Annotated in this window: 25 protein-coding genes; 14 read left to right on the plus strand and 11 right to left on the minus strand. The window is 56.2% G+C overall.

Annotation, left to right across the window (positions count from 1 at the left end; genetic code table 11):
• Nucleotides 1–9 precede the first annotated feature (9 nt).
• The gene (locus tag N7922_RS08575; protein ID WP_263100118.1) at nt 10–1,401 is read left to right on the plus strand and encodes a glycoside hydrolase family 1 protein; all 1,392 of its coding nucleotides are present in this window, start codon (nt 10–12) and stop codon (nt 1,399–1,401) included.
• Between the two features lie 39 nt (nt 1,402–1,440).
• On the opposite strand, the gene N7922_RS08580 is transcribed toward N7922_RS08575, so the two are convergent.
• Nucleotides 1,441–2,355 carry a LysR family transcriptional regulator gene (locus N7922_RS08580; RefSeq protein WP_263100119.1) on the minus strand — a complete coding sequence of 305 codons (915 nt, stop codon included), beginning with the start codon at nt 2,353–2,355 and terminating at the stop codon, nt 1,441–1,443.
• A 73-nt stretch (nt 2,356–2,428) separates the two neighbouring features.
• On the opposite strand from N7922_RS08580, the gene N7922_RS08585 reads away from it, so the two are divergent.
• Nucleotides 2,429–3,382: an MBL fold metallo-hydrolase gene (locus tag N7922_RS08585; protein ID WP_263100120.1), complete on the plus strand. Its 954-nt coding sequence runs from the start codon at nt 2,429–2,431 to the stop codon at nt 3,380–3,382.
• A 234-nt stretch (nt 3,383–3,616) separates the two neighbouring features.
• Entirely contained in the window at nt 3,617–4,390 is a 774-nt protein-coding gene (locus N7922_RS08590; protein ID WP_263100121.1) for an SDR family oxidoreductase, read from the plus strand.
• Here N7922_RS08590 and N7922_RS08595 read toward each other — a convergent pair.
• Complete coding sequence (locus N7922_RS08595) at nt 4,387–4,971, minus strand: DedA family protein (protein WP_263100122.1); 585 nt, start codon at nt 4,969–4,971, stop codon at nt 4,387–4,389. The genes N7922_RS08590 and N7922_RS08595 overlap by 4 nt on opposite strands.
• A 173-nt stretch (nt 4,972–5,144) precedes the next feature.
• Here N7922_RS08595 and N7922_RS08600 point away from each other — a divergent pair, with 173 nt between their 5' ends.
• Complete coding sequence (locus N7922_RS08600) at nt 5,145–5,732, plus strand: Yip1 family protein (protein WP_263100123.1); 588 nt, start codon at nt 5,145–5,147, stop codon at nt 5,730–5,732.
• Nucleotides 5,733–5,914: 182 nt separating this feature from the next.
• A complete protein-coding gene (gene pbpG / locus N7922_RS08605; RefSeq protein ID WP_263100124.1) occupies nt 5,915–6,859 on the plus strand; it encodes a D-alanyl-D-alanine endopeptidase in 945 nt (314 codons plus the stop codon).
• On the opposite strand, the gene N7922_RS08610 is transcribed toward pbpG, so the two are convergent.
• Together N7922_RS08610 and dld are read right to left on the minus strand one after the other, a co-directional pair.
• Nucleotides 6,860–7,414, minus strand: coding sequence for a GNAT family N-acetyltransferase (locus N7922_RS08610; protein ID WP_263100125.1), 555 nt, complete (start codon nt 7,412–7,414; stop codon nt 6,860–6,862).
• A gap of 106 nt (nt 7,415–7,520) precedes the next feature.
• Complete coding sequence (gene dld / locus N7922_RS08615; RefSeq protein ID WP_263100126.1) at nt 7,521–9,248, minus strand: D-lactate dehydrogenase; 1,728 nt, start codon at nt 9,246–9,248, stop codon at nt 7,521–7,523.
• A 188-nt stretch (nt 9,249–9,436) separates the two neighbouring features.
• Here dld and bglX point away from each other — a divergent pair, with 188 nt between their 5' ends.
• From bglX to N7922_RS08640, 5 genes are all read left to right on the plus strand, one after another.
• Nucleotides 9,437–11,734, plus strand: coding sequence for a beta-glucosidase BglX (gene bglX / locus N7922_RS08620; RefSeq protein WP_263100127.1), 2,298 nt, complete (start codon nt 9,437–9,439; stop codon nt 11,732–11,734).
• Between the two features lie 148 nt (nt 11,735–11,882).
• Nucleotides 11,883–12,800 carry an ABC transporter substrate-binding protein gene (locus N7922_RS08625; protein ID WP_263100128.1) on the plus strand — a complete coding sequence of 306 codons (918 nt, stop codon included), beginning with the start codon at nt 11,883–11,885 and terminating at the stop codon, nt 12,798–12,800.
• An 8-nt stretch (nt 12,801–12,808) separates the two neighbouring features.
• On the plus strand, nt 12,809–13,960 hold the full coding sequence (locus N7922_RS08630; protein ID WP_263100129.1) for an ABC transporter permease: 1,152 nt from the start codon (nt 12,809–12,811) through the stop codon (nt 13,958–13,960).
• Nucleotides 13,957–14,904: an ABC transporter ATP-binding protein gene (locus N7922_RS08635; protein ID WP_263100131.1), complete on the plus strand. Its 948-nt coding sequence runs from the start codon at nt 13,957–13,959 to the stop codon at nt 14,902–14,904. The genes N7922_RS08630 and N7922_RS08635 overlap by 4 nt, the downstream gene beginning before the upstream one ends.
• Nucleotides 14,888–15,625: an ABC transporter permease gene (locus tag N7922_RS08640; RefSeq protein WP_263100132.1), complete on the plus strand. Its 738-nt coding sequence runs from the start codon at nt 14,888–14,890 to the stop codon at nt 15,623–15,625. The genes N7922_RS08635 and N7922_RS08640 overlap by 17 nt, the downstream gene beginning before the upstream one ends.
• On the opposite strand, the gene N7922_RS08645 is transcribed toward N7922_RS08640, so the two are convergent.
• Nucleotides 15,600–15,713, minus strand: a complete 114-nt coding sequence (locus N7922_RS08645) for a protein YohO (RefSeq protein ID WP_263100133.1) — start codon at nt 15,711–15,713, stop codon at nt 15,600–15,602. The two genes, N7922_RS08640 and N7922_RS08645, sit on opposite strands and share 26 nt — an antisense overlap.
• A gap of 58 nt (nt 15,714–15,771) precedes the next feature.
• Nucleotides 15,772–16,494, minus strand: a complete 723-nt coding sequence (gene mlrA, locus N7922_RS08650; RefSeq protein ID WP_263100135.1) for an HTH-type transcriptional regulator MlrA — start codon at nt 16,492–16,494, stop codon at nt 15,772–15,774.
• 210 nt (nt 16,495–16,704) lie between these two features.
• On the opposite strand from mlrA, the gene N7922_RS08655 reads away from it, so the two are divergent.
• The 3 genes from N7922_RS08655 to N7922_RS08665 are packed head-to-tail and all read left to right on the plus strand — an operon-like array spanning nt 16,705 to nt 19,630.
• Nucleotides 16,705–18,393, plus strand: a complete 1,689-nt coding sequence (locus N7922_RS08655) for a sensor histidine kinase (protein WP_263100136.1) — start codon at nt 16,705–16,707, stop codon at nt 18,391–18,393.
• A complete protein-coding gene (gene btsR, locus N7922_RS08660) occupies nt 18,387–19,106 on the plus strand; it encodes a two-component system response regulator BtsR (protein WP_263100137.1) in 720 nt (239 codons plus the stop codon). Before N7922_RS08655 ends, btsR begins: the two co-directional genes overlap by 7 nt.
• 53 nt (nt 19,107–19,159) lie before the next feature.
• Nucleotides 19,160–19,630, plus strand: coding sequence for a DUF1456 family protein (locus N7922_RS08665; RefSeq protein WP_263100139.1), 471 nt, complete (start codon nt 19,160–19,162; stop codon nt 19,628–19,630).
• Between the two features lie 93 nt (nt 19,631–19,723).
• Here N7922_RS08665 and N7922_RS08670 read toward each other — a convergent pair whose 3' ends face one another.
• On the minus strand, nt 19,724–20,179 hold the full coding sequence (locus N7922_RS08670) for a YehR family lipoprotein (RefSeq protein ID WP_263100140.1): 456 nt from the start codon (nt 20,177–20,179) through the stop codon (nt 19,724–19,726).
• 70 nt (nt 20,180–20,249) lie between these two features.
• Nucleotides 20,250–22,283, minus strand: coding sequence for a methionine--tRNA ligase (gene metG / locus N7922_RS08675; protein ID WP_263100864.1), 2,034 nt, complete (start codon nt 22,281–22,283; stop codon nt 20,250–20,252).
• A 164-nt stretch (nt 22,284–22,447) separates the two neighbouring features.
• Here metG and apbC point away from each other — a divergent pair, with 164 nt between their 5' ends.
• Nucleotides 22,448–23,557, plus strand: coding sequence for an iron-sulfur cluster carrier protein ApbC (gene apbC / locus N7922_RS08680; RefSeq protein ID WP_263100141.1), 1,110 nt, complete (start codon nt 22,448–22,450; stop codon nt 23,555–23,557).
• Nucleotides 23,558–23,639: 82 nt separating this feature from the next.
• Here apbC and N7922_RS08685 read toward each other — a convergent pair whose 3' ends face one another.
• From N7922_RS08685 to N7922_RS08695, 3 genes are all read right to left on the minus strand, one after another.
• A complete protein-coding gene (locus tag N7922_RS08685) occupies nt 23,640–24,068 on the minus strand; it encodes a GNAT family N-acetyltransferase (RefSeq protein ID WP_263100142.1) in 429 nt (142 codons plus the stop codon).
• A 13-nt stretch (nt 24,069–24,081) separates the two neighbouring features.
• Nucleotides 24,082–24,411 (minus strand): RcnB family protein, encoded by a 330-nt coding sequence (locus N7922_RS08690; RefSeq protein ID WP_263100143.1) that lies wholly within the window; start codon nt 24,409–24,411, stop codon nt 24,082–24,084.
• Between the two features lie 199 nt (nt 24,412–24,610).
• On the minus strand, nt 24,611–25,624 hold the full coding sequence (locus tag N7922_RS08695; RefSeq protein WP_263100144.1) for a zinc-binding alcohol dehydrogenase family protein: 1,014 nt from the start codon (nt 25,622–25,624) through the stop codon (nt 24,611–24,613).
• Nucleotides 25,625–25,744: the final 120 nt, after the last annotated feature.

Below are 25,744 nucleotides of genomic sequence, written 5' to 3' on the forward strand. Positions count from 1 at the left end.
GAGCCAGTAATGAAATCGTTTCCGAAAACATTCTTATGGGGCGGCGCGATTGCCGCAAATCAGGTCGAAGGCGCGTATCTGGAAGACGGGAAGGGACTTTCCACCTCCGACGTGCAGCCGAAAGGGGTATTCGGCGATGTGGTTGAACGTGTACCGGGCGACAGCGCCCTGAAAGATGTCGCCATCGATTTTTATCATCGCTATCCGGAAGATATTGCGTTGTTTGCCGAGATGGGGTTTAGCTGCCTGCGTGTGTCGATTGCCTGGACGCGTATCTTTCCCAATGGCGATGAAAGCACGCCGAATGAAGCCGGACTGGCCTTTTATGACAAGCTGTTTGATGAATTAGCGAAGCATAGCATTACGCCGCTGGTCACACTCTCTCACTACGAAATGCCGTGGGGGCTGGTGAAACAGTATGGCGGCTGGGGCAATCGTAAAACCATCACCTTTTTTGAACGCTATGCGCGTACGGTGTTCACCCGTTATCAACACAAGGTCAAGCTGTGGCTGACCTTTAACGAAATCAACATGTCATTGCATGCGCCGCTGACCGGTGTGGGTTTGCCGGAAAACAGCAGCAAAGCAGAAGTCTTCCAGGCCATTCATCATCAGTTGGTCGCCAGTGCGCTGGCAGTAAAAGCCTGCCACGACATTATCCCGGACGCGAAAATCGGCAACATGCTATTGGGCGGCCTGATGTATCCGCTGACCTGCAAGCCTGAGGATATTTTCGAAACGCTGCAGCAGAACCGTAGCTGGGAGTTCTTTGGCGACGTTCAGTGCCGTGGCGCGTATCCGGGTTATATGCTGCGCTACTTCCGCGACAACGGCATCAGCATTGAGATCACGGATGCCGACCGCGACGCGCTAAAATCGACCATCGATTTTATCTCCTTCAGCTACTACATGACCGGTTGTGTCACTACGGACGAAGAGCTGAATCAGAAAGCGCGCGGCAACATTCTCAGCATGGTGCAGAACCCGCACCTGGCAAGTTCCGAATGGGGCTGGCAGATCGATCCCATCGGTTTGCGCACTCTGCTGAATATGCTGTGGGATCGCTGGCAGAAGCCGCTGTTTATCGTGGAAAACGGGCTTGGCGCGAAAGACAACGTTGACGCGGAGGGCAGCATTAACGACGACTACCGTATCGACTACCTGAACGATCATCTGGTGCAGGTGCGCGAGGCGATTGAAGACGGCGTTGAGGTGATGGGCTACACCAGTTGGGGGCCGATCGACCTGGTGAGCGCGTCGAAAGCCGAAATCTCCAAACGCTATGGTTTTATCTATGTCGATCGTGATGACAGCGGCAACGGTACGCTGGCGCGCAGTCGCAAGAAAAGCTTTTACTGGTACCGCGATGTGATCACCAGTAATGGGGAAAGCCTGAAGTAAGCGGAATATGCCCGGTGTCTGATGCGCCGGGCAATATTGTTACATCAGCAATCCGGCGATAAAGGTTTTCAGCCACATCACTGCCGGATCGCTACTGTGACGCTGGTGCCACAGTAGCGCCACCTCTACCGGTTCCGCCTCCAGCGGCACCGGGCTTGCCATCAGACCGCGTGTACGCTGCCATTCTGCGGCCAGGCCTGAGGGCACCGTAGCCAGCGCAGGCATCGTCTCCAGCAAACCCGGCAGCGCAGCGAAATGCGGCGTCGTGTAATGGATACGACGCTGGTGGCCGGTTTTAGCCAGCAGTGTATCAAAATGGCTGCCGGTGGCTTCCCGGTAGCTGACCATCAGATGGGGTTGTGCGGCAAAGCTGTCGATATCCAGCGGCGTGGTTAACGTTAACTGCTGCGGATGCCAGAGCGTGACAAACGACATGCTCGTCAGGACTTCCCGTTCCAGCCAGCGTGGTCCGGCCGTGGCGACGCTTATTGCCATATCCATTTCCCCGCCTTCCAGTCGCGTGGCATCGCTAAACGGATCGCTGGCGACCACATTCAGGCGCATACCCGGTGCGGCCTGCTGTAATGCCGGGATCAGCGTCGGCATCAGCCACATCTCAACCCAGTCAGCCATGCCGAGCGTCAGCGTCACAGTGACCGTGCGCGGATCGAACGCCGCTTGCTGAAACAGCGTGCTCTGCAATTGTTCCAGCAGGGGTAACAACCCGGTATGCAGTTCTTCCGCGCGGGCGGTGGGTTGCATGCGATGACCACTGCGGATAAACAAGGGATCGTCGAACAGGGTACGCAGGCGCGACAGCACACCGCTTACCGCGGGCTGACCCAGGTGCAGTTTATCTGCCGCCGCTGAGACGCTCTGTTCACGAAACAGCACTGCAAAGGCGATCAACAGATTAAGGTCGATCTTGCGGAAATCATTCTCTTTGATAGTCATTATTGCTCCAATCAATTGGAGTGATAGTAGCGGCGGCGGGATACTGGCGCAACTGAAACTATCGGAGCAGGCAATGAAACATTATCCATTATTACTGGCGCTGCTGGTCTCTGGCGCAAGCCTCAGCGCGCTCGCGACGCCGCTGTCGACGCAACAGACGCAGGCACCGGGTTACTACCGTATGGCGTTGGGTGACTGGCAAATCACCGCCGTTTCCGACGGCACCGTGGCCGTGCCGTTTGATAAATTGCTCACCCCGATTACGCCGGAAAAACTGAAAGCGCGGATGGCGCAGGCAAACCTGCCAGTAAATGCAGAAACGTCCATCAACGCATTTGTGATCAATACCGGTAAGCAGCTGATCCTGGTGGATGCTGGCGCCGGGCCATTATTTGGCGACGCGGGCGGTCACCTGCCGGAGAACCTGCGGGCGGCGGGTATCGATCCGAATGCCATTGATACTGTGTTATTGACCCATATCCATGCCGATCACTCCGGCGGTGTACAGCGTGAGGGCAAACCTGTTTTCCCGAATGCCACCGTGCGTGTGGATCAGCGCGATGTGGATTTCTGGCTCAACCCCGCGCATCAACGCGAGGTGGAAGAGGGGCAACGCCACACTTTCGCCGAGTCTGAGCGTTCGCTGCGTCCGGTGATGGATGCTGGTAAGCTCAGTCCTTTCCGTGCGCCGGTGCAGATTATGCCCGGCATTGATGCTATTCCCGCCGCCGGTCATACGCCCGGCAGCGTGATCTACCGTGTCAGCCACGCGGGTAAAACGCTGCTGTTGTGGGGCGATATCATTCACGCGCACCCGGTGCAGTTACCTCAGCCTGAGGTGGCTATCCATTTTGACGTCAATCGCCAGCAGGCGGTGGCGACGCGGGAGAAAGTGCTGGCCCAGGCCGCGCGTGAAGGTGACTGGATCGCGGCGGCACACATTGCCTTCCCCGGCATTGGTAAAGTGATGAAAGCCGAAGAGGGATACCGCTGGGTGCCGATCAATTACAGTGCGCAGGGTAAATAACCTGCATGACCGGGTGTGCATGAGCGCACCCGGTTTACCCTCAAAAAATCATCTTAAACACGCCCGTCACCACCAACAGACCAATCAAGAAGATAATCAGGATCACCCAAAGTAAAATCTTTAACATTTTCCTCGTCCTTCCGGCTGTTCAGGTAGTGCAAAGCTTAGGCAATCTCTCAGCATCCTGCCTTTTTTCTATACTTAGCTGTTCATAAGTTAACCGGAGGGTGAAACATGTCTGCAACGAAAGTCGCGATTGTTACTGCAGCAGATTCCGGTATCGGCAAGCAATGTGCGCTGATGCTGGCGGAGCAGGGGTTTGATATCGGTATCACCTGGCACTCCGATGAACAAGGCGCCAAAGAAACAGCCCGGCACGTTGAAAAACGGGGGCGGCGTGCGGAAACCATCCAACTCGATCTCAGTCAGTTACCGCAGGGAGCACAGGCGATTGATTCATTGATTGCCCGCTTCGGGCGTATCGACGCGTTAGTGAATAACGCCGGAGCCATGAGCAAAGCGCCGTTTCTTGATGTGACATTTGAAGAGTGGCGCACCATTTTTACCGTGGATGTCGATGGCGCGTTTCTTTGCTCACAAATCGCCGCCCGGCAGATGGTTAATCAAGGGCAGGGAGGACGTATTGTGAACATTACCTCGGTACATGAGCACACGCCGCTGCCGGAAGCCAGCGCTTATACTGCGGCCAAACATGCGCTGGGCGGGTTAACCAAATCCATGGCGCTGGAGCTGATTGAGCACAACATCCTGGTCAATGCCGTCGCACCCGGCGCGATAGCCACGCCGATGAACAACATGCGTGATGAAGATGCCACACCGGGTTCAATGCCCGATATTCCGCTGGCGCGACCGGGCAGAACCCAGGAGATTGCCAGTATGGTTGCCTGGCTCTGCTCTGACGACGCCAGCTACACCACCGGTCAATCGATGATTATCGATGGCGGCTTTATGCTGGCGAACCCGCAATTTAAACCGAAAACCGGTTAGTCCTCGGTGGAGCGGCTCTGGCGTTTTTTCCGACGATGCCGGAGCCAGCCACGCAGGCACAACACCAGCACCACCGCGAGGATCAGCCAAATCCAGCGTTTCACATGCTGGTCGAACTGGTGCAGCCACGGACCAATCACCTCGCCGCCAACGTACCCCAGCGTGGTGAAGAGGAGCGCCCAAACGATAGCGCCAATGATGTTCAGCGGCAGGAAAATTTTCGGTCGCAGGTGGCTGGTGCCAATTAATAGCGGGCCGATAATGCGAAAGCCGTACATAAATCGCGAGCCAATCACAAACAGGTAAGGATGGCGGCGAATGAGTGTTTGCGCCTGATGGATCTTCGCGCGGTGGCGGGAAAAACGCCGCAGGATCTTCATGCCATAACGCCTACCCAGCAAATAGAGCAACTGGTCGCCAATCATCCCTCCCAACGCAACTGACAGCACCACCAGCGGGAAACGCAGTAACCCCTGATGCGCTGCTACCCCGCCCAGCAGGGTAATGGTTTCTCCTTCGGCAACGCTGCCAATAACCAGTGCGGCGTAGCCATACTGGCTAATCAGATGATTGATATCCATTGTGTTTACGTCCTCCCGGTAAAACGCCTGTAAGCATACACCCGATATCGCGCTCTTGCCGGAAGAAGAGAGTACTTTGCCTGCGGCGGCATTTTTTGAGTTGTACATAAAATAAGCGAAATAGTGAATTATACTGAAAGTGTCGATGTCCGGGCATTCAGCAAGGGGGCGTTATGAACCATGTCTGGGGACTTCTTTCCCATCCCGATCGTGAAATGCAGGTTATCAGAGGTGAAAACGAAACCATTTCGCATCACTACACTCACCATGTATTAATCATGGCGGCAATTCCGGTGATTTGCGCCTTTATTGGCACCACGCAAATCGGCTGGAATTTCGGTGAGAACAGTGTCGTGACGTTATCATTGGTGACCGGTTTCTCTCTGGCGGTGCTGTTCTATGCCCTGATGCTGGCGGGCGTAGCGGTGATGGGGCGCGTGATCTGGTGGATGGCGCGCAGCTACCCGCAACGGCCGTCACTGGGGCGCTGTATGGTGTTTGCCGGCTATGTGGCGACGCCGCTGTTTCTGAGCGGTATTGTGGCGCTTTACCCGCTGGTATGGCTGTGCGTGCTGGTGGGAACGGTGGCGCTGTTCTACACCGGTTATCTGCTCTATGTCGGTATCCCGACATTCCTGAGTATCAACAAGGAAGAGGGGCTGAGCTTTTCCAGTTCAACGCTGGCGATCGGCGTACTGGTGCTGGAAGTTTTGCTGGCGCTGACGGTGATCCTGTGGGGTTACGGCTACCGGTTGTTCTGACACCTGTTCTCTGAATCTTGCGTTGCTGGTGTAAAAGCCGGCAACGCAATCTCTCGCAATGATTATCCTCTGGCGACAACCCTGCATGGCGGCTATTATGCCAAAGCCAGCTCTGCTATTGCTCCGGCTAACAGACGCGGTGTGCGTAATAACGTGCGTGAATAATCTTCAGAAGTCTCATCATGCAGAAATTTCGAGTCTCCTTATTAAGCCTGGCCTTATTATTGGCTGCGCCTGTGGCGCCGTTTGCTGTTGCGAAAACGACTACCCCGACTGTTGCCGCACAACCTGAGATTGCTTCAGGCAGCGCGATGATTGTCGATCTGCAAACCAATCAAGTTATCTATTCCAGCCATCCCGATCTGGTGCGTCCTATAGCCTCCATCACCAAACTGATGACGGCGATGGTGGTGCTGGATGCGCGACTGCCGCTTGATGAGAAACTCACGGTGGACATCAGCCAGACGCCGGAAATGAAAGGGATTTACTCCCGCGTGCGTCTGAACAGCGAAATCAGCCGTAAAAATATGCTGCTGCTGGCGCTGATGTCATCGGAAAACCGTGCGGCGGCAAGCCTGGCGCACCACTATCCGGGCGGCTATAACGCCTTTATTGCGGCGATGAACGCCAAAGCGAAAGCGCTCGGCATGAGCAATACCCATTTTGTTGAGCCGACCGGGTTGTCGATCCACAACGTTTCTACCGCGCGGGATTTGACCAAACTGCTGATCGCGACCAAACAATATCCGCTGCTGGGGCAACTGAGCACCACGCGTGAAGAGATGGCGACCTTTGCAAATCCGGCGTATACGCTGCCGTTCCGCAATACCAACCATCTGGTCTATCGCGATAACTGGAATATTCAGCTGACGAAAACCGGCTTTACCAATGCGGCAGGACACTGCCTGGTGATGCGTACCGTCATCAATAACAAATCGGTGGCGCTGGTGGTGATGGATGCGTTTGGTAAGTTCACACACTTTGCTGACGCCAGCCGTTTGCGGACCTGGATTGAAACCGGGAAAGCGCAGCCGGTACCGGCTTCCGCTTTAAGCTATAAGCGCCAGAAAGCGGCGCAAATGGCGCAAAACCCGGCCGACGACGCGCAGACCGCGCAAAACGATTAATTATTCCGGCAGCGTCCAGTCACCGTCGTTGAGTGGGCGCTGCATAATCAACGTATCCCGCCAGTCCCCTTTTTTATAGCCGACGCTGCGCAGTTGCCCGGCCAGCTCAAACCCGTACTTTTTATGCAGGCGCAACGAGCCGGTATTGTTGTTGCCATCGCCGATCACCGCAATCATCTGCCGCCACGGCCCGGCTTCGCAACGGGCGATGAGCGCGCCCATCAGCGTACTCCCAATGCCGCGCCCAATCATACTGGCATCGACATAAATAGACTCTTCAAGCGTGTAGCGATAGGCCTCGCGAGGGCGGTAGAAACTGGCATAACTGTAGCCGACCACAATGCCATGGTAGAGGGCGACCAGCCACGGCAGACCGTCTTTGGCAACCTTGTTCATGCGGCTACGCATGTCATCAATGGTGGGCGGGACTTCTTCGAAGGAGGCGCGGCCATGCAGCACGTGCCAGGCATAGAGGGAAGCAATGGCGTGAACGTCTTCAGGGCAGGCGTCGCGCACTTCTATCGCAGGACCGGATAAGACATCAACAGCAGACATGACAGGTGTGCTCCTTCAAAGCAGAGAGCCATAGAAACGTTTCTATGGTTTTCGCTACTCTAGTACGAACGGAGCACACAATACAGTGCACGGTGCGGTTATTTGGTCAGTGTTTCTGCGCCGTGTCAGCCGCTTCGCCTTCCTGCCAGAATTTACGCTTGCTGGTTTTCCCGATGCCGGGGTTCATGCTGTTTGTCGGGTCGTTATCCTGATAGAAACGTTTTAGCGTTTCTGTGGCTTCATACAGATGACCGACGTTATGTTCAGCAGGGTATTGCGCCCCGCGTTCTCGCAGCAACGCCAGCATCTGCTCTTTGAGCGCATGCGCATCCACCCCTTTTTTGACGATGTAATCCTGGTGGAAAACGTGGCACAAAAAGTGTCCGTAGTAGAGCTTATGCACCAGTTGGCTGTCGATTTCCGGCGGAAGATGCTCAAACCACTCGGTATCGTTACGTCGGAGGGCAATGTCCAGCGGCAGAATATCCTCCACCTCATCGGCATGCACCGCCTGGTAACGGATGGCGGCGCCCGCTGCGGCAAAACGGTGTAAAAACGCTTTGCTGCCTTCCTCCGGCGTACACACAAAAAATGCCCCCTCGGCGTTCGCGAAGTAGTCGTTTAACCAGCTTTGTGCTTCGGCAATGCCATCACCGGACACCTTCAACAGCAGATGGTGTTCGTATTTATTGCGCCACTCTTTCATGCGCGGCGGCAGGTGCGACGGGAATAAGCGGGTGATCTTTTGCAGTGAACGGTCGACAAAATGCGGCTTAAAGAGCGGCGATTTTTCCAGTAACGCATCCGTACGCCCCTTCAGGGTGAAGAAGAACGGCATTTTATCGGTGCCGAGCTTGTCGATCATCAGGAAGGTGTCTTTGCTGTACTGTTCGGCAATATCGTAGATATCCCGGTGCATATACTCCCCGGCGATCGGCAGATGCGTAAAGTTCGCCAGGATGTGACGGCGGATCTCCGTAAGCACTTCGGTCTGGTTGGTGCCGATATAGAACACCTGCTGGTTGGATTCCGCCAGGAAGGTATCCAGGCGAACGGCGAACACTGCCAGTTTTCCTGCGCAACCGGAGGATTCAAACAGCCGATCGGGGTCGGCGTTATAGCGCGCCGGGGAATCCGCTTCGATGTCGCGCACGCGGGTGACGTAATCATGATCGTACCCGTGGCGCTGGTCGTGGTGCACATCGGCATCAGTAATACGATCGTCATCGAGTTTGCTGAGGATCGCTTCCGGCGACTGACCTAACTCAATCCCCAGATGATTCACCAGTTGCAATTTGCCCTGCTCATCAATGCGCGCGAACAGCGACATTTCGGTATAGGCCGGTCCGCGTTGCACCAGGGAACCGCCGGAGTTATTGCAGATCCCGCCGATCACCGATGCGCCGATACAGGATGAACCAATCACTGAGTGCGGTTCGCGGCCCAGCGGTTTCAGCGCTTTTTCCAGCGAATAAAGGGTCGTACCGGGGTACGCCAGCACCTGTTGACCGTTGTCCAGCAGATGTAACTTATCCAGACGCAGGGTGCTGATAATGACGATATCGCGGTCGTAGTCGTTGCCGTTGGGGGTGGACCCTTCGGTAAGGCCGGTGTTTGCCGCCTGCATCAGGATGATTTTGTCGGCGCGAACGCAGGCCTGTAGCACACGCCACAGTTCTACCAGCGTGCCGGGAAAGACCACCGCCAGCGCATCACCCTGACCCGAGCGGAACCCTTTGCGGTAACGGGCGGTTTTTGCCGGTTCGGTGAGCAGGTGAGATGCGCCAACCAGCCGTTTAAGTTCGTGTATAAAGGCATTATTTTCGTGTGACATGTTCCCCTCCTTGTGGCTAAACATGACTTTTCAGGCTTATTGATAGTAGTCCTGGAAAGCGAACGGGGGAATGAATTTGCATAAAAATCAGCGTCCAACTCTGCAAGATGCGCCAGGATTATGTCACACTGCGTGCTTTCGCGGCCCGCTCCGCGGTTTTGGGTGAAAATACAAGAGAGTAAAACGACATGAAATGGCTATGTTCTGTAGGTGTCGCCGTGAGCCTTGCGCTGCAACCCGCACTGGCGGATGAGATGTTTGGCAACCATCCGCTGACGCCGGAAGCAAGGGATGCGTTTGTCACCGACTTGCTCAAAAAAATGACTGTTGATGAAAAAATTGGTCAGCTACGCCTGATTAGTGTCGGTCCGGATAACCCAAAAGAGGCGATTCGCGACATGATCAAAGTGAGCCAGGTTGGCGCCATTTTTAACACCGTCACCCGCCAGGATATCCGCGCCATGCAGGATCAGGCGCTGCAGCTTAGCCGTCTGAAAATTCCACTCTTTTTCGCCTACGATGTGGTTCACGGTCAGCGCACCGTGTTCCCGATTAGCCTCGGTCTGGCCTCCAGTTTTAATCTTGAAGCGGTGAGAAGCGTTGGCCGGGTGTCGGCCTATGAAGCCGCTGATGACGGCCTGAACATGACCTGGGCGCCGATGGTGGACGTCTCCCGCGATCCGCGCTGGGGGCGCGTCTCCGAAGGGTTCGGTGAAGATACGTATCTGACGGAAACCATGGGCCGCACGATGGTCGAAGCGATGCAGGGCAAAAGCCCGGCGGACCGCTACTCGGTGATGACCAGCGTCAAGCACTTCGCAGCGTATGGCGCAGTGGAAGGCGGCAAAGAGTACAACACCGTGGACATGAGCCCGCAGCGTCTGTTCAACGACTATATGCCCCCCTATAAAGCGGCGCTGGATGCCGGCAGCGGCGGGGTGATGGTGGCGCTTAACTCGCTCAACGGCACGCCAGCCTCTTCGGACGCCTGGCTGCTGAAAGATCTGCTGCGCGATGAGTGGGGCTTTAAGGGCATCACCATTTCCGACCACGGCGCAATCAAAGAGCTGATTAAACACGGCACCGCTGCCGATCCGGAAGACGCCGTGCGCGTGGCGCTGAAGTCCGGCATCAATATGAGCATGAGCGATGAGTACTACAGCAAGTATCTGCCAGGGCTTGTGAAATCCGGCAAAGTGACCATGGCGGAGCTGGATGATGCGACCCGTCATGTTCTGAACGTGAAATACGATATGGGGTTGTTTAACGATCCCTACAGCCACCTCGGCCCGAAAGAGAGCGATCCGCAAGACACCAATGCTGAGAGCCGTTTACATCGCAAAGAAGCGCGTGAAGTGACGCGGGAAAGTCTGGTGCTGTTGAAAAACCGCCTCGACACCCTGCCGCTGAAAAAGTCCGGTACCGTGGCGGTGATTGGGCCGCTGGCGGACAGCAAGCGTGACTCAATGGGCAGCTGGTCTGCGGCAGGCGTGGCCGATCAATCCGTTACCGTGCTTACCGGCATCCGTAATGCGCTGGCGGGCAAAGGCAACGTGGTTTACGCCAAAGGCGCGAACATTACCAACGACAAAGACATTGTTAACTTCCTTAATCTGTATGAACCGGCGGTGGCGGTCGACCCCCGTTCGCCGAAAGCAATGATCGATGAAGCCGTGGCGGCGGCGCAGAAATCGGATGTCGTGGTGGCTGTTGTGGGTGAAGCGCAGGGGATGGCGCATGAAGCCTCCAGCCGCACCGATATCACCATTCCGCAGAGTCAGAAAGATTTGATCGCCGCGCTGAAAGCCACCGGTAAACCGCTGGTGCTGGTGCTGATGAATGGTCGCCCGCTGGCGCTGGTCAAAGAAGATCAGCAAGCGGATGCGATCCTCGAAACCTGGTTTGCCGGTACGGAAGGTGGTAACGCGATTGCCGATGTGCTGTTTGGCGATTACAACCCGTCCGGGAAGTTGCCCATGTCCTTCCCGCGCTCGGTCGGGCAAATTCCGGTCTATTACAGCCACCTCAATACCGGTCGTCCGTACGATGCCGATAAGCCGAACAAATACACCTCCCGTTACTTCGACGAAGCCAACGGCCCGCTGTATCCGTTTGGTTATGGTCTGAGTTACACCACCTTTAGCGTTTCCGATGTGAAAATGTCTGCGCCGACTCTGACGCGCAGCGGCAAAGTAACGGCCAGCGTGCAGGTGACGAATACCGGTAAACGTGAAGGTCAAACCGTGCTGCAAATGTATGTGCAGGATGTGACAGCCTCCATGAGCCGCCCGGTGAAACAACTGCGTGGTTTTGACAAGGTGAACCTGAAACCGGGTGAAACCAAAACCGTCAGCTTCCCGATTGATGTTGACGCACTGAAGTTCTGGAACCAGCGCATGAAATACGACGCGGAACCTGGCAAATTTAACGTCTTTATCGGCGTTGATTCCGCCCGTGTTAAACAGGGCGAGTTCGAACTCCGCTAATCCCTTTCGGGCCGGGAAACCGGCCCGATTGTCTTCGCTATACCTTATTCCTTTATCGTTTAAATTGTTAACGCGACAAAGCCGCTATTTTTCAGCTACGCTTTTTTCTCAAACTGCTGAAAAAGGCAGTAAAACTGAGGAAAAGACAATGACAATCACGAAGAAGATTGCCTGTTCACTGGCGCTGATTGCCAGCGTGAGCTTACCTTTGCAGGCGGCGGAGCCCATTAAAGTCGGTTCTAAAATCGATACCGAAGGCGCGTTGCTGGGCAATATCATTTTGCAGGTACTGGAAAGTCATGGCGTAAAAACAGTCAATAAAGTCCAGCTTGGCACCACGCCGGTGGTCCGCGGGGCGATCACCTCAGGTGCGCTGGATATCTACCCGGAGTACACCGGTAACGGTGCGTTTTTCTTCAAAGATGAGAACGACACCGCGTGGAAAAACGCGCAGCAGGGCTACGAGAAAGTGAAAAAGCTCGATGCTGAGCAGAACAAGCTGGTATGGCTGACGCCTGCGCCTGCCAACAACACCTGGACCATTGCGGTGCGCCAGGATGTGGCGCAGAAAAATAACCTCACTTCCCTTGAGGATCTCAGCCGCTACCTGAAAGCGGGCGGTGTATTCAAACTGGCGGCGTCGGCGGAATTTATTGAGCGTACCGATGCGCTGCCGGCGTTTGAAAAAGCCTACAACTTCACCCTCAAACAGGATCAACTGTTGTCGCTGGCCGGTGGCGATACGGCGGTGACGATTAAAGCGGCAGCGCAGCAAACGTCCGGGGTGAATGCGGCAATGGCTTACGGCACCGACGGCCCGGTTGCGGCACTGGGGCTGCAAACGCTGAGCGATCCGAAAGGCGTGCAGCCCATCTATGCCCCGACCCCGGTCGTGCGCGAAGCTGTACTGAAAGCGTATCCGCAACTGGATGCGTGGCTGAAGCCTGTTTTTGCCAGCCTGGATGAGAAAACACTGCAAAAACTGAACGCCAGCATTGCCGTTGAAGGGCTGGATGCGAAGAAAGTGGCAGCGGATTATCTGAAAGAAAAAGGCCTGGTGAAATAAGCCGCGTGATGGAGGGATCATTACGCTGCCATAACCGCGTGCTGTTGCTGTTGGGGATACTGGCGCTGGCGGCGACCGGGTTGCCGTTTATTAACTATGCGCCCAACCGTCTGGTCTCCGGCGAAAGTCGGGCATTGTGGCAGCTTTTTTCGGCGCTGTGGTTGCTGCTGCCGTGTCTGCTGCTGGTATTCAGTTTTGTGCCGGGGCGGGGCGCGCAGATAGCGACGCTGCTGTTGGCGGAAGTGCTGGTCTGGCTGCTGGTCTGGAGCGCAGGCCGTGCGGCGACGGATCTTGCGCAAAACGGCAGTGCGCTGGCCCGCACCTCGCCCGGTAGCGGGTTGTGGCTGTGGCTGGCGCTGGCGTTGCTGGTCTGTAGCGACGCCATTCGACGTTTTGCCGCGCATCCGGTCTGGCGCTGGCTGCTGCATGCTCAGATTTGGGCGCTACCGCTTTTTCTGCTGCTCAGCGGCGAGCTGGATAATCTCTCACTGCTGCGTGAATACGCGAACCGCCAGGATGTGTTCAACGACGCACTGGCGCAACACCTGACGCTGCTGCTGGGCACGCTGTTGCCTGCGCTGGCGATCGGCTTTGCCATTGGTTTGTGGTGCTACCGCCACCCGCTGCGCCAGGGGCCGGTGTTCGCCATCCTCAATGTTATCCAGACTGTTCCCTCAGTCGCGCTGTTTGGTCTGCTGATTGCGCCGCTCGCCGGGCTGGTGCTGCATTTCCCGTGGTTGTCGCGTTTCGGTATTGCCGGAACGGGCATGACCCCCGCCCTGATTGCACTGATTCTCTATGCGCTGTTGCCGATGGTGCGCGGTGTGGTGGCGGGGCTGAACCAGGTGCCGCAGGAGGTGCTGGAAAGCGCCAGTGCGATGGGCATGAGCGCCCGCCAGCGCTTCTGGCATGTGCGCGTGCCGCTGGCGTTGCCGCTGTTGCTGCGTAGCATGAGGGTGGTCTCTGTGCAGACCGTGGGAATGGCGGTGATCGCTGCGTTGATTGGCGCAGGCGGGTTTGGCGCGCTGGTTTTCCAGGGGCTGCTGAGCAGTGCGCTGGATCTGGTGCTACTGGGGGTTATTCCGGTGATTGCACTGGCGGTTGTTGTGGATGCGTTGTTCGGATTAGGGTTAGCGCTGCTGAAGGTGAAACAGCCATGATTGAGTTTAACAACGTCAGTAAAATTTTCGCCGGGCAGCGGGCGGTGAGCCATCTTAATTTGCACTTTAAAACCGGTGCGTTTTCCGTGCTGATTGGCACTTCGGGTTCAGGAAAGTCCACCACGCTGAAGATGATTAACCGGCTGGTGGAGCACGACGAAGGAACCATTCTGTTTGCCGGAGAGGATATTCGCCAGCAGCCTGTTCTTGCGCTTCGCCGCCGTATGGGGTACGCCATTCAGTCGATTGGCCTGTTTCCGCACTGGACGGTGGCGCAAAACATCGCCACCGTGCTGCATTTGCAAAAATGGTCGCGGAGCAAAAGTAATGCCCGCGTGGATGAGCTGATGGCGCTGCTGGGGCTGGAGCCGTCGTTGCGCGAACGTTTCCCGCATCAGCTTTCCGGCGGGCAACAGCAGCGGGTCGGTGTGGCCAGAGCGCTGGCGGCGGATCCGGAAGTGTTATTAATGGACGAGCCGTTTGGTGCGTTGGATCCGGTGACGCGCGCGGCCTTGCAACAGGAGATGGTGCGGATTCACCGTCTGCTTGGGCGCACCATCGTGTTGGTGACTCATGACATTGATGAGGCGCTGCAACTGGCCGATCATCTGGTGTTAATGGATAACGGCGAAGTGGTGCAGCAGGGGACGCCGCTGGACATGCTGACCGCGCCGCGTAACGATTTTGTGCGTGAATTCTTTGGTCGCAGCGAGCTGGGCGTGCGCCTGTTGTCGCTACGCCAGGTGCGCGACTATTTGCGACACGAACCGCCGGTGGACGGTGAACCGCTGCGTGACGATATGTCACTGCGCGAGGCGTTGTCGGCCTTTGTTGCCCGGCAGTGCGATGTGTTACCCGTCTGCGATGCGCAGGGGCAACATTGCGGTACGCTGCATTTTCGCGATCTGCTGCGTGTGGAGGCCTCCGGTGACGTACCTGCGTGATCCGTTGTTATGGCTGGTGGCGTTGTTTATCGCGCTACTGCTCTGGCTGCCGCACAGCGCCGGGATATTTAGCGCGCTGTTCCCGCAGTTGCCGCGTCCGGTCTATTTACAGGAGAGTTTTCTGGCGCTTACCGCCGCACATTTCTCGCTGGTGGCGGTCTCGAGTGTGATCGCCATTGTGATGGGTGTTGGGGTGGCTGTCGCGGTGACGCGCCCGGCCGGGCGTGAGTTTCGCCCACTGGCGGAGACCATCGCGGCGGTGGGGCAAACCTTCCCGCCCGTAGCGGTGCTGGCTATTGCGGTGCCGGTAATGGGCTTTGGCAAAGAACCGGCGATCATTGCGCTGGTGCTGTATGGCGTGCTGCCGATTTTGCAGGGCACGCTGGCAGGTATTGCCGCCGTTCCCGACGGTGTGCAAAGCGTGGCGCAGGGTATGGGCATGAGCGGCGCGCAGCGTTTGTGGAAGGTGGAGTTACCGCTGGCGGCGCCGGTGATCATCGCCGGGGTGAGAACGTCGGTGATCATTAATATCGGCACCGCGACCATTGCCTCAACGGTGGGAGCCAGCACGCTCGGTACGCCGATCATTATCGGGCTGAGCGGGTTTAACACGGCGTATGTCGTGCAAGGCGCCGTGCTGGTCGCGCTGGCGGCGGTGATTGTCGACAGAGGGTTCGAGCGGCTGGCGAGCCTGCTTAACCGGCACCGCCACGTACAATAAACGAATAACCCGCCAGCATCACGCCGCTGATCCCGCCGATCGCCATCAGCAGAAAAAGGGTGATGACGAGAATTTTACCAGGCTTCATTTTTTGCTCCTTTTGTTAAGACACGTAGTATAAAGGGAGCCGGGTTGTTGATAAAACATTAAATACCGAGAAGGTAGACCGTATGACCGGCATCGCGCCATGCCAGTAGCTGTTGCTGCTGCGTGGCGGATGGCGTCTCGCCGCACCAGACTAACAATGTCTGGCCCTCGAACATCTCCGGGCGTACATGCGACAGTGAATGGGGCAGCACATCCACCCGCCAGCCCTGTTGGCTTGCCATCCAGCCCTCCAGCCACAGCTGTGTGGTGTCCTGAACATTCCAGCCGATCACCAGCGCGTGTTTATCGTTTTTTTTCCGCGCCGATGCCAGACAAACGGAGATATGGTTGATCAGCGCGCCATCCAGCAGACCCAGCAATGCGGGTTGTGCGCTTTGCAGACGGCGGCGTAACGGAGTGAACAGCCAGGTGTTTAGCGTCCGGGCGGGGTAGTCGCGGGCGCGCTCTTTGATCCACACATGCAGCCGGTTGAGGTTGCCCTCCTGCAAATAGTGCAGCCCGGTTTCCTGCTGGGCGCGCCAGCCGTTATGTGCCTCTTCCGTTTCGTTATACAGCAGTGAGCGTACTTTACTGACCTGGACGCCAGTGTCTATCCAGCGCTGGATTTCCCGGATACGGTCAATATCCGCGTCAGTAAACAGACGGTGCCCGCCATCCGTGCGTTGGGGTTTTAATAATCCGTATCGCCGCTGCCAGGCGCGCAGCGTAACGGGGTTAATATCACACAACACTGCCACTTCGCCGATCGTGTAAAGCGCCATGGTTTCACCTTTGCCTGCACTCTCCCCACACTAACTGTAGCTGGTGTTTATCGCGGCCGGGCTTGCGGTTGAAAATTTGCGTTATGGGTTTATTCCGCTGGATGACTTTGTGATATTGAGCACGATTTGGCATTTTTTTGGAAAGCTTCAAAGAAACGCGCAGCGACTCCCTGTATGTTACGCGCTTTCGGTTGATGTGGTTTGGCGGGTATGTACGAGTTCAATCTGGTGTTGCTACTGCTCCAGCAAATGTGCGTGTTTTTGGTCATCGCCTGGCTGATGAGCAAAACGCGTCTGTTTATTCCGCTGATGCAGGTCACGGTACGTCTGCCGCACAAGCTGTTGTGCTATGTCACCTTCTCCATTTTTTGCATTCTCGGCACCTATTTTGGTCTGCACATCGAAGACTCTATCGCCAATACCCGTGCGATTGGCGCGGTGATGGGCGGTCTGCTCGGCGGCCCGCTGGTTGGCGGCCTGGTGGGGTTAACCGGCGGTCTGCATCGCTACTCGATGGGCGGCATGACGGCGCTCAGCTGTATGATCTCTACCTTTGTTGAAGGGCTGCTCGGCGGCCTGATGCACAGCATTCTGATCAAGCGCGGGCGCACCGATCTGGTGTTTAGCCCGTTTACCGCAGGTGCGGTGACCTGCGTGGCGGAGCTGATACAGATGCTGATTATTCTGTTGATTGCCCGGCCGTTCGACAGCGCGCTGCACCTGGTGCAGAGCATCGCCGCGCCGATGATGGTGACCAATACCGTGGGCGCCGCGCTGTTTATGCGCATCCTGTTGGATAAGCGCGCCATGTTTGAAAAATACACCTCGGCGTTTTCCGCCACTGCGCTGAAAGTCGCCGCCTCGACGGAAGGTTTCTTGCGCCAGGGCTTTAATGAAGAGAACAGCATGAAGGTGGCGCAGGTGCTGTATAAGGAGCTGGAAATCGGCGCGGTGGCGATCACCGATCGCGAAAAACTGCTGGCGTTTACCGGCACCGGTGACGATCACCATCTGCCCGGCAGGCCAATCTCATCGGTGTGGACGCAACGCGCGATCGAGACAGGGGAGGTGGTCTATGCTGACGGCAACGAAGTGCCGTACCGCTGCTCGCTGCACCCCCACTGCAAATTAGGCTCGACGCTGGTGATCCCCTTGCGCGGTGAGAACCAGCGCGTGGTGGGCACCATTAAATTGTATGAGGCGAAGAATCGTCTCTTCAGCTCCATTAACCGCACGTTAGGGGAAGGCATTGCCCAGTTGTTGTCGGCGCAGATCCTGGCCGGGCAGTATGAACGTCAGAAAGCGCTGCTTACCCAGTCAGAAATCAAACTGCTGCACGCACAGGTTAACCCGCATTTCTTGTTTAACGCGCTGAATACGCTGAAGGCGGTGATCCGCCGTGATAGCGATCAGGCCGGGTTGCTGGTGCAGTATCTGTCGACCTTCTTTCGCAAAAACCTGAAGCGGCCGTCGGAGATTGTCACGCTGGCGGACGAAATCGAGCATGTGAACGCCTATCTGCAAATTGAAAAAGCGCGTTTCCAGTCGCGTTTACAGGTGCAGTTGCACGTGCCCGAAACGCTCGCGCATCTGCATCTGCCCGCCTTTACCCTGCAACCGATCGTGGAAAACGCCATCAAACACGGCACCTCACAACTGCTTGGCGTCGGCGAAATCTCCATCAACGCCAGTCTCGAAGGGCAACATCTGCTGCTGGCGATTGAAGATAACGCGGGTCTGTACCAGCCGAAGGGCGACGCCAGCGGGTTGGGCATGAGCCTGGTGGATAAGCGCTTGCGCGCCCGTTACGGCAACGAATGCGGGATCACCATCGCCTGTGAGCCGGACACCTTTACCCGCATTACCTTACGACTCCCGCTGGAGGAACACGCATGTTAAAAGTGCTGATTGTTGATGATGAACCGCTGGCCCGGGAAAACCTGCGTATTCTGCTCCAGGAAGAGAGTGATATAGAGATTGTTGGCGAGTGCAGCAATGCGGTTGAAGCGATTGGCGCGGTGCATAAGCTGCGCCCGGACGTCCTGTTTCTGGATATTCAGATGCCGCGCATCAGCGGGCTGGAAATGGTCGGCATGCTGGATCCGGAAAACCGACCTTATGTGGTGTTTTTGACCGCGTTTGATGAATACGCGGTGCAGGCCTTTGAAGAGCACGCGTTTGATTATCTGCTCAAACCCATCGAAGCGCGTCGGCTGGAGAAAACGCTCACCCGTCTGCGCCAGGAGCGTAATGAACAGGATGTTTCCGTATTGCCGGAAAATCAGGACGTGCTGAAGTTTATTCCCTGCACCGGGCATAGCCGCATCTGGCTGTTGCAGATGGAGGAGGTGGCGTTTGTCAGCAGCCGGATGAGCGGGGTGTATGTGACCAGCCATGAAGGCAAAGAGGGGTTTACCGAGCTGACTTTGCGCACGCTGGAGAGCCGTACGCCGCTGATCCGCTGTCATCGTCAGTATCTGGTGAATCTGGCGCACCTGAAAGAAATTCGTCTTGAAGATAACGGGCAGGCGGAATTATTGCTGCGCGATGGCCTGACGGTGCCGGTAAGTCGCCGCTATCTGAAAAATTTAAAAGAGGCGCTGGGGTTGTAAATTCCTGCGCGATGCCTAAACTGCGCGCTGGTTCATCATTTCCGGGAAACAACATGCTTAATAACGATATCCTGCGCAGCCTGCGTTACACCCTGCAAGTGGACAATGCTGCACTGGTGCGGATCCTGGCGCTGGCGGACACGCCCGTCACCGTCGAACAGTTAGCCCCCTGGCTGCGCAAAGAGGACGAAGCGGGTTATCAGCCGTGTCCGGATATTGTGTTGTCCGCTTTTCTGAACGGCCTGATCTACGAGAAACGCGGCAAGGATGAGAGTGCGCCACCGCTGGTTGCCGAGCGTAAGCTGAATAACAATATCGTGCTGAAGAAGCTGCGCATCGCGTTTTCATTAAAGACAGACGATATTCTGGCGATCCTCACCGCCCAGCAATTCCGCGTCTCAATGCCGGAAATCACCGCCATGATGCGCGCGCCGGAGCATAAGAATTTCCGCGAATGCGGCGACCAGTTTTTGCGCTACTTCCTGCGCGGCCTGGCGGCGAAAGGGCAAAAACCACAGAATTAACGCAAACAGGCCGGATAGCGGCTGAGCCTTATCCGGCCTGTGCAGGCACCTGTTGCAGGCCCGATAAGCGTGAGCGCCATCGGGCAATGTCGCTTATTTCACCTCTTTAAAGCCGCGCGCTTTTAACAACGCTTCTGACTTTTTCATGCTGATGCCGTCTTTCACCTCGCCGGTGAATTCCGCACCCTGCAGGGCGTTCAAATCGGCAAAATTCACCGTGCTGTAATCCACATTCAGCGTTTCCAGCGCGTAGGTGTCCTGGTAATCCACCTTTTCCGTGATGCCTTTTATGTTCTGGTATTTCTGGCTGACAGGGCCGAGGATGCTTTTTGCCTCTTCTTTGCTCTTCACACCGACGGCGGCGTAGTCAAACTTATTGTTTGCCGTCTGGCGCAGCACTTTGTCATCTTTATAGTAATAGGTCAGCGTCATTTCTGTACCCTGACCGGACCACTGAAAGGATTTGCTCTGCTCTTTTTCCTCACAACCACTCAGGCCGAGCAGCAACGCGACAGAAAAGAGTGCGGCAATAAGTTGACTGAATTTCACGATGTTCCCCTGTGTCTCATTGAGTCTGTTCAGTATAGAAAAAAGGCGCTGATATCAGCGCCTTTTTGACTTATTTGACCTGCTGGCCCGCTTTTGCGCCGCTGTCCGGGCTTAACAGGAAGATATCTTTCCCGCCAGGACCTGCCGCCATCACCATTCCTTCGGAGATGCCAAAGCGCATTTTACGCGGAGCGAGGTTGGCGACCATCACCGTCAGGCGACCAATCAACGCAGCCGGGTCCGGGTACGCAGAGCGAATACCGGAGAAGACGTTGCGTTTTTCACCGTCCAGATCCAGCGTCAGGCGCAACAGCTTATCGGAGCCTTCAACGAATTCGGCGTTCTCAATCAGCGCTACGCGCAGATCGACTTTGGCGAAATCATCAAAACTGATGGTCTCCTGAATCGGGTTATCCGCCAGTTCGCCGGTCGCCGGAGCGGCGGCCGCTTTCACTTCCTCTTTAGAGGCTTCCACCAGGGCTTCCACCTGTTTCATCTCAATGCGGTTATACAGCGCTTTAAACGCATTCACTTTGTGGCTCAGCAGCGGCTGGTCAATGGCATCCCACTCCAGCGTGGTGTTCAGGAACGCCTCCGCACGCTCCGCCAGCGACGGCAGTACTGGCTTCAGATAAGTCAGCAACACGCGGAACAGGTTGATGCCCATTGAGCAGATGGCCTGCAGGTCGGCATCGCGGCCTTCCTGTTTTGCCACCACCCACGGAGCCTGCTCATCGACATAACGGTTCGCCACATCCGCCAGCGCCATAATTTCGCGCACCGCTTTACCAAACTCGCGGCTTTCCCATGCTTCGCCAATGGTGGCTGCGGCATCGGTAAAGGTTTTGTACAGCTGCGGATCCGCCAGTTCCGCCGCCAGCACGCCGTCAAAACGCTTGGCGATAAAACCAGCGTTACGGGAAGCGAGGTTCACCACTTTGTTGACGATATCGGCATTCACGCGCTGGATAAAATCTTCCAGGTTCAGGTCAATATCATCAATGCGTGACGAGAGCTTCGCGGTGTAGTAGTAGCGCAGGCTGTCGGCATCGAAGTGGTTCAGCCAGGTACTGGCTTTGATAAAGGTGCCACGGGATTTGGACATCTTCGCGCCATTCACCGTCACATAACCGTGAACGAACAGGTTGGTCGGTTTACGGAAACCGCTGCCTTCCAGCATCGCAGGCCAGAACAGACTGTGGAAATAAACGATGTCTTTACCGATAAAGTGATACAGCTCGGCGTCGGACTCTTTCTTCCAGTACTCGTCAAAGCTGGTGGTGTCACCGCGTTTGTCGCACAGGTTTTTGAACGACCCCATGTAGCCGATTGGCGCGTCCAGCCAGACGTAGAAATATTTGCCCGGCGCATTCGGGATTTCGAACCCGAAGTAGGGCGCATCGCGGGAGATATCCCACTGTTGCAGGCCGGATTCGAACCACTCCTGCATTTTGTTCGCCACTTGTTCCTGCAGTGCGCCGCTGCGGGTCCATGCTTGCAGCATTTCGCTGAACGAGGGCAGATCAAAGAAGAAGTGTTCAGAGTCACGCATCACCGGGGTTGCACCGGAGACCACGGATTTCGGTTCGATAAGCTCGGTCGGGCTGTAGGTCGCGCCACACACTTCGCAGTTATCGCCGTACTGATCCGGAGATTTACATTTCGGGCAGGTACCTTTCACAAAACGGTCCGGCAGGAACATGCCTTTTTCCGGATCGTAAAGCTGAGAGATGATGCGGTTTTTAATAAAACCGTTCTCTTTCAGGCGCGTGTAAATCAGCTCCGACAGCTCGCGGTTCTCGTCGCTGTGCGTGGAGTGATAGTTGTCGTAGCTGATATTGAAGCCAGCGAAATCGGTCTGATGCTCCTGACTCATTTCGGCAATCATCTGCTCCGGCGTGATGCCAAGCTGCTGTGCTTTCAGCATGATCGGCGTACCGTGCGCATCGTCCGCGCAGATGAAATTGACCTGATGGCCGCGCATTCGCTGGTAACGGACCCAGACATCAGCCTGGATGTGCTCCAGCATATGGCCGAGGTGGATGGAGCCGTTGGCGTACGGCAATGCGCACGTTACCAGAATTTTCTTCGCGACTTGAGTCATAGTAGGCATTACATCTTCTTGAGAAAAAGGGGTATCGATAGTACCAAAAGGGGAATTACTGCGCCAAGCGATAAGGGCATTTATCCGTAAATGAATAATTATTACCCCCAGGGTAAACTGGGTAGCTACAATGTCGTTTTCAGAACAACTACAAAGGAGTCGGGATGAGTTCGCAATCCCAGGCCAAATCCCCGGAAGCCTTACGTGCGATGGTCGCCGGGACGCTGGCTAATTTTCAGCACCCAACCCTGAAGCACAATCTCACCACGCTAAAAGCGTTGCACCATGTCGCCTGGCTGGATGAGACCCTGCATATCGAGCTGGTTATGCCGTTTGTCTGGCGCAGCGCGTTTGGCGAATTGCAGGCGCAATGTAGCGCGGAACTGCTGCGCATTACCGGCGCGCACGCCATCGACTGGAAACTCTCTTACAACATCGCCACCTTAAAACGTGTGAAAAATCAGCCGGGCGTTAACGGTGTGAAGAACATCATTGCCGTCAGCTCTGGCAAAGGCGGGGTAGGGAAGTCGTCGACGGCGGTTAACCTGGCGCTGGCGCTGGCGGCGGAAGGGGCGAAAGTCGGTATTCTCGACGCCGATATTTACGGGCCGTCCATTCCGGTGATGCTGGGTGCGGAAGATCAGCGCCCCACTTCGCCAGACGGTACGCATATGGCGCCGATCATGGCGCACGGGCTGGCGACCAACTCTATCGGTTATCTGGTGACCGACGATAACGCCATGGTCTGGCGCGGCCCGATGGCCAGCAAGGCGCTGCTGCAACTGTTGCAGGAGTCCATGTGGCCGGATCTGGACTATCTGGTGCTGGATATGCCGCCAGGCACCGGCGACATCCAGTTGACGCTGGCGCAGAACATTCCGGTGACGGGCGCGCTGGTGGTGACCACGCCGCAGGATATCGCGCTGATTGATGCCAAAAAAGGCATCGTCATGTTTGAGAAGGTCGAGGTGCCGGTACTGGGCATCGTGGAAAACATGAGCGTGCATATTTGCAGTCACTGCGGTCACCATGAGCCGATTTTCGGCACTGGCGGCGCAGAGAAGCTGGCGCAGCAATACCATACGCAGCTGTTAGGCCAGTTGCCGCTGCACATCACGTTGCGTGAAGATCTCGACAAAGGCACGCCAACGGTGGTCAGCCGCCCGGACAGCGAGTTCACCGCGCTGTACCGCCAGCTTGCCGGGCGCGTTGCCGCGCAGCTGTACTGGCAGGGTGAAGTGATCCCTGGCGATATCGCTTTCCGCGCTGTGTAAGAATAGAGGCCTGATGGCGTTTAGCGAATCAGGCCTGGAGATACACATCGGGTGCAGGCAGGGTAAATCTGGCCGCCGACGATCACCGCGTCAGCACATAGTGCATCAGCAAATAGTCCCCTTGCGGTGAGACGCCCTGTGCTTCGACATGCCAGCCGTGGCGCTGATAGAATTTCAGCGCCCCTTCGTTAAGCGACAAACACTTCAGCGCCCCGGTGTGGGTAAACGTTGACTGCGCATGCGTGAGTAACGCGCTACCCACACCTTTTCCCTGAAAGTCCGGATCCACAAAAAGGTTGTGCAGGAAATTATCGTTCTCGTAGACCGAGGCGAATCCCATCCGGTGACCTTCCTCTTCCGCCACCCAAATCGCTTCACCAAGGGTGACGGCATCGAAATCTTCCAGCCGCCACGCACTGGCATCGAGCCACGTCCAGCTGCTTTTTCGGGCGCGCAAATAGAGGGTGCGTAAAAACGGCCGATCGCTTTCCTGCCAGCGGCGGATAATCACAGGCGTTCCTTACTTAGCGGTGGTAGAAGATGTCGCCATTATAGGCTTTGAGAATTTTACCGTCAGCGTCGGTAATCAGCACATAGTTACCGCCCATATAGGTCCAGTGGCTGCCAGCGTCGGGTGCGGGCAGGTTACGTAACTGCCACTGTTTGATGTTGTACTCCTGGCTGCGGTACATTTCCGGCACCACATCGCCAATGTGGAATTTCGTGAAGTCAGCGACGAATTCGTTAATCTCGTACGATTGCGGCCCTGTAGCAGTGGCTGTTTGCGGTGCGGCAAATGCGGAACTGGCGGTTGCCAACAGCGCGCCCAGAAGCATCATTTTTGTTTTACGCATACTCTCTCCAGGTTGTTCTTATCCATTTCACGTAGTTGCATAAATTAGCAGGTCATCATTGCTGTTAACTGACGACTGAGCAACCACGAAAAAATAACCCTTTGGTAAAAAGTGTAAGCAAACCCAGGAGAAAGCAGGAAAAGCGGACACCGGTTTTCGCTATCCGCTTGTAACGTTTGAGAATAATCCTGGCAAAGGATCAGTTGTCAAAGCCTTCCAGCACGATTTTACCCACCGCCCGCTGGCTTTCGAGCAGTGCATGGGCTTTACGCAGGTTTGCGGCGTTAATCGTGCCAAAGTGTTCGCCAAGGGTGGTTTTTAACACGCCCTCATCAATCAACGTTGCCACGCGGGTCAGCAACTGATGCTGGGCAATGATGTCCGCCGTGGTGAACATGGAACGGGTGAACATAAACTCCCAGTGCAGTGAAATGCTTTTGACTTTCAGCGGCAGCGCGTCAAGGCTTTGCGGGTCGTCAATCAGCGCCAGCTTGCCCTGAGGTTGCAACGCGTTGATTAATTGCTGGTAGTGATCCTCGGTGTTTGTCAGGCTGGCGACATGGCTAACCTGTTTGACGCCAATACGTGCCAGCTCTTCCGTCAGCGGTTTGCTGTGGTCAATCACATAATGCGCGCCGCGCTCTTTCACCCACTGCTGGCTGGCAGGTCGCGACGCGGTGCCAATCACTGTCAGGCGTGTCAGCTTACGCGCCAGTTGCGTAAGGATCGAACCGACCCCGCCCGCCGCGCCAACAATCAATAACACGTCGCCTTCGTTACCCTTTTCCTGCACGCCAAGACGATCGAACAGCAACTCCCAGGCCGTAATGGCAGTTAAGGGCAGGGCGGCGGCTGAGGCGTTATCCAGCGTTTTCGGTTTCAGCGCTGCAATACGTTCGTCCACCAGTTGGTATTCACTATTACTGCCCGGCCGGGTCAACGCCCCGGCGTACCAGACTTCATCTCCTGGCTGAAAAAGGGTCACGGCTTCGCCCACCGCTTTCACAACACCCACGGCGTCCCAGCCCAGTACGCGTGGCGTATCGGCGTTGAAACTGGCGCGAACTTTTGTATCGACCGGGTTTACGGACACGGCCCGTACTTCAATCAGCAGGTCGTGACCGTGGGCCTCAGGTTGCGGCAGGTCGATGTCGGTGAGGAAATCCAGATTGCTGCCGTGCCGGGCAGCGTGGGTAATGGCGATAGCTTTCATACATGCTCCGTTAACACAGGGTTTCTGTTGATACCGATAAGGGTAGACAACCCCTTACTGATGAAAAACCCGCAAAACGGAGCAGCACTTATCCGCCAAAAGAGAAAATCAGGGTGTCGG

This window comes from Kosakonia sp. ML.JS2a (genome assembly GCF_025642095.1).
Classification (GTDB): Bacteria; Pseudomonadota; Gammaproteobacteria; order Enterobacterales; family Enterobacteriaceae.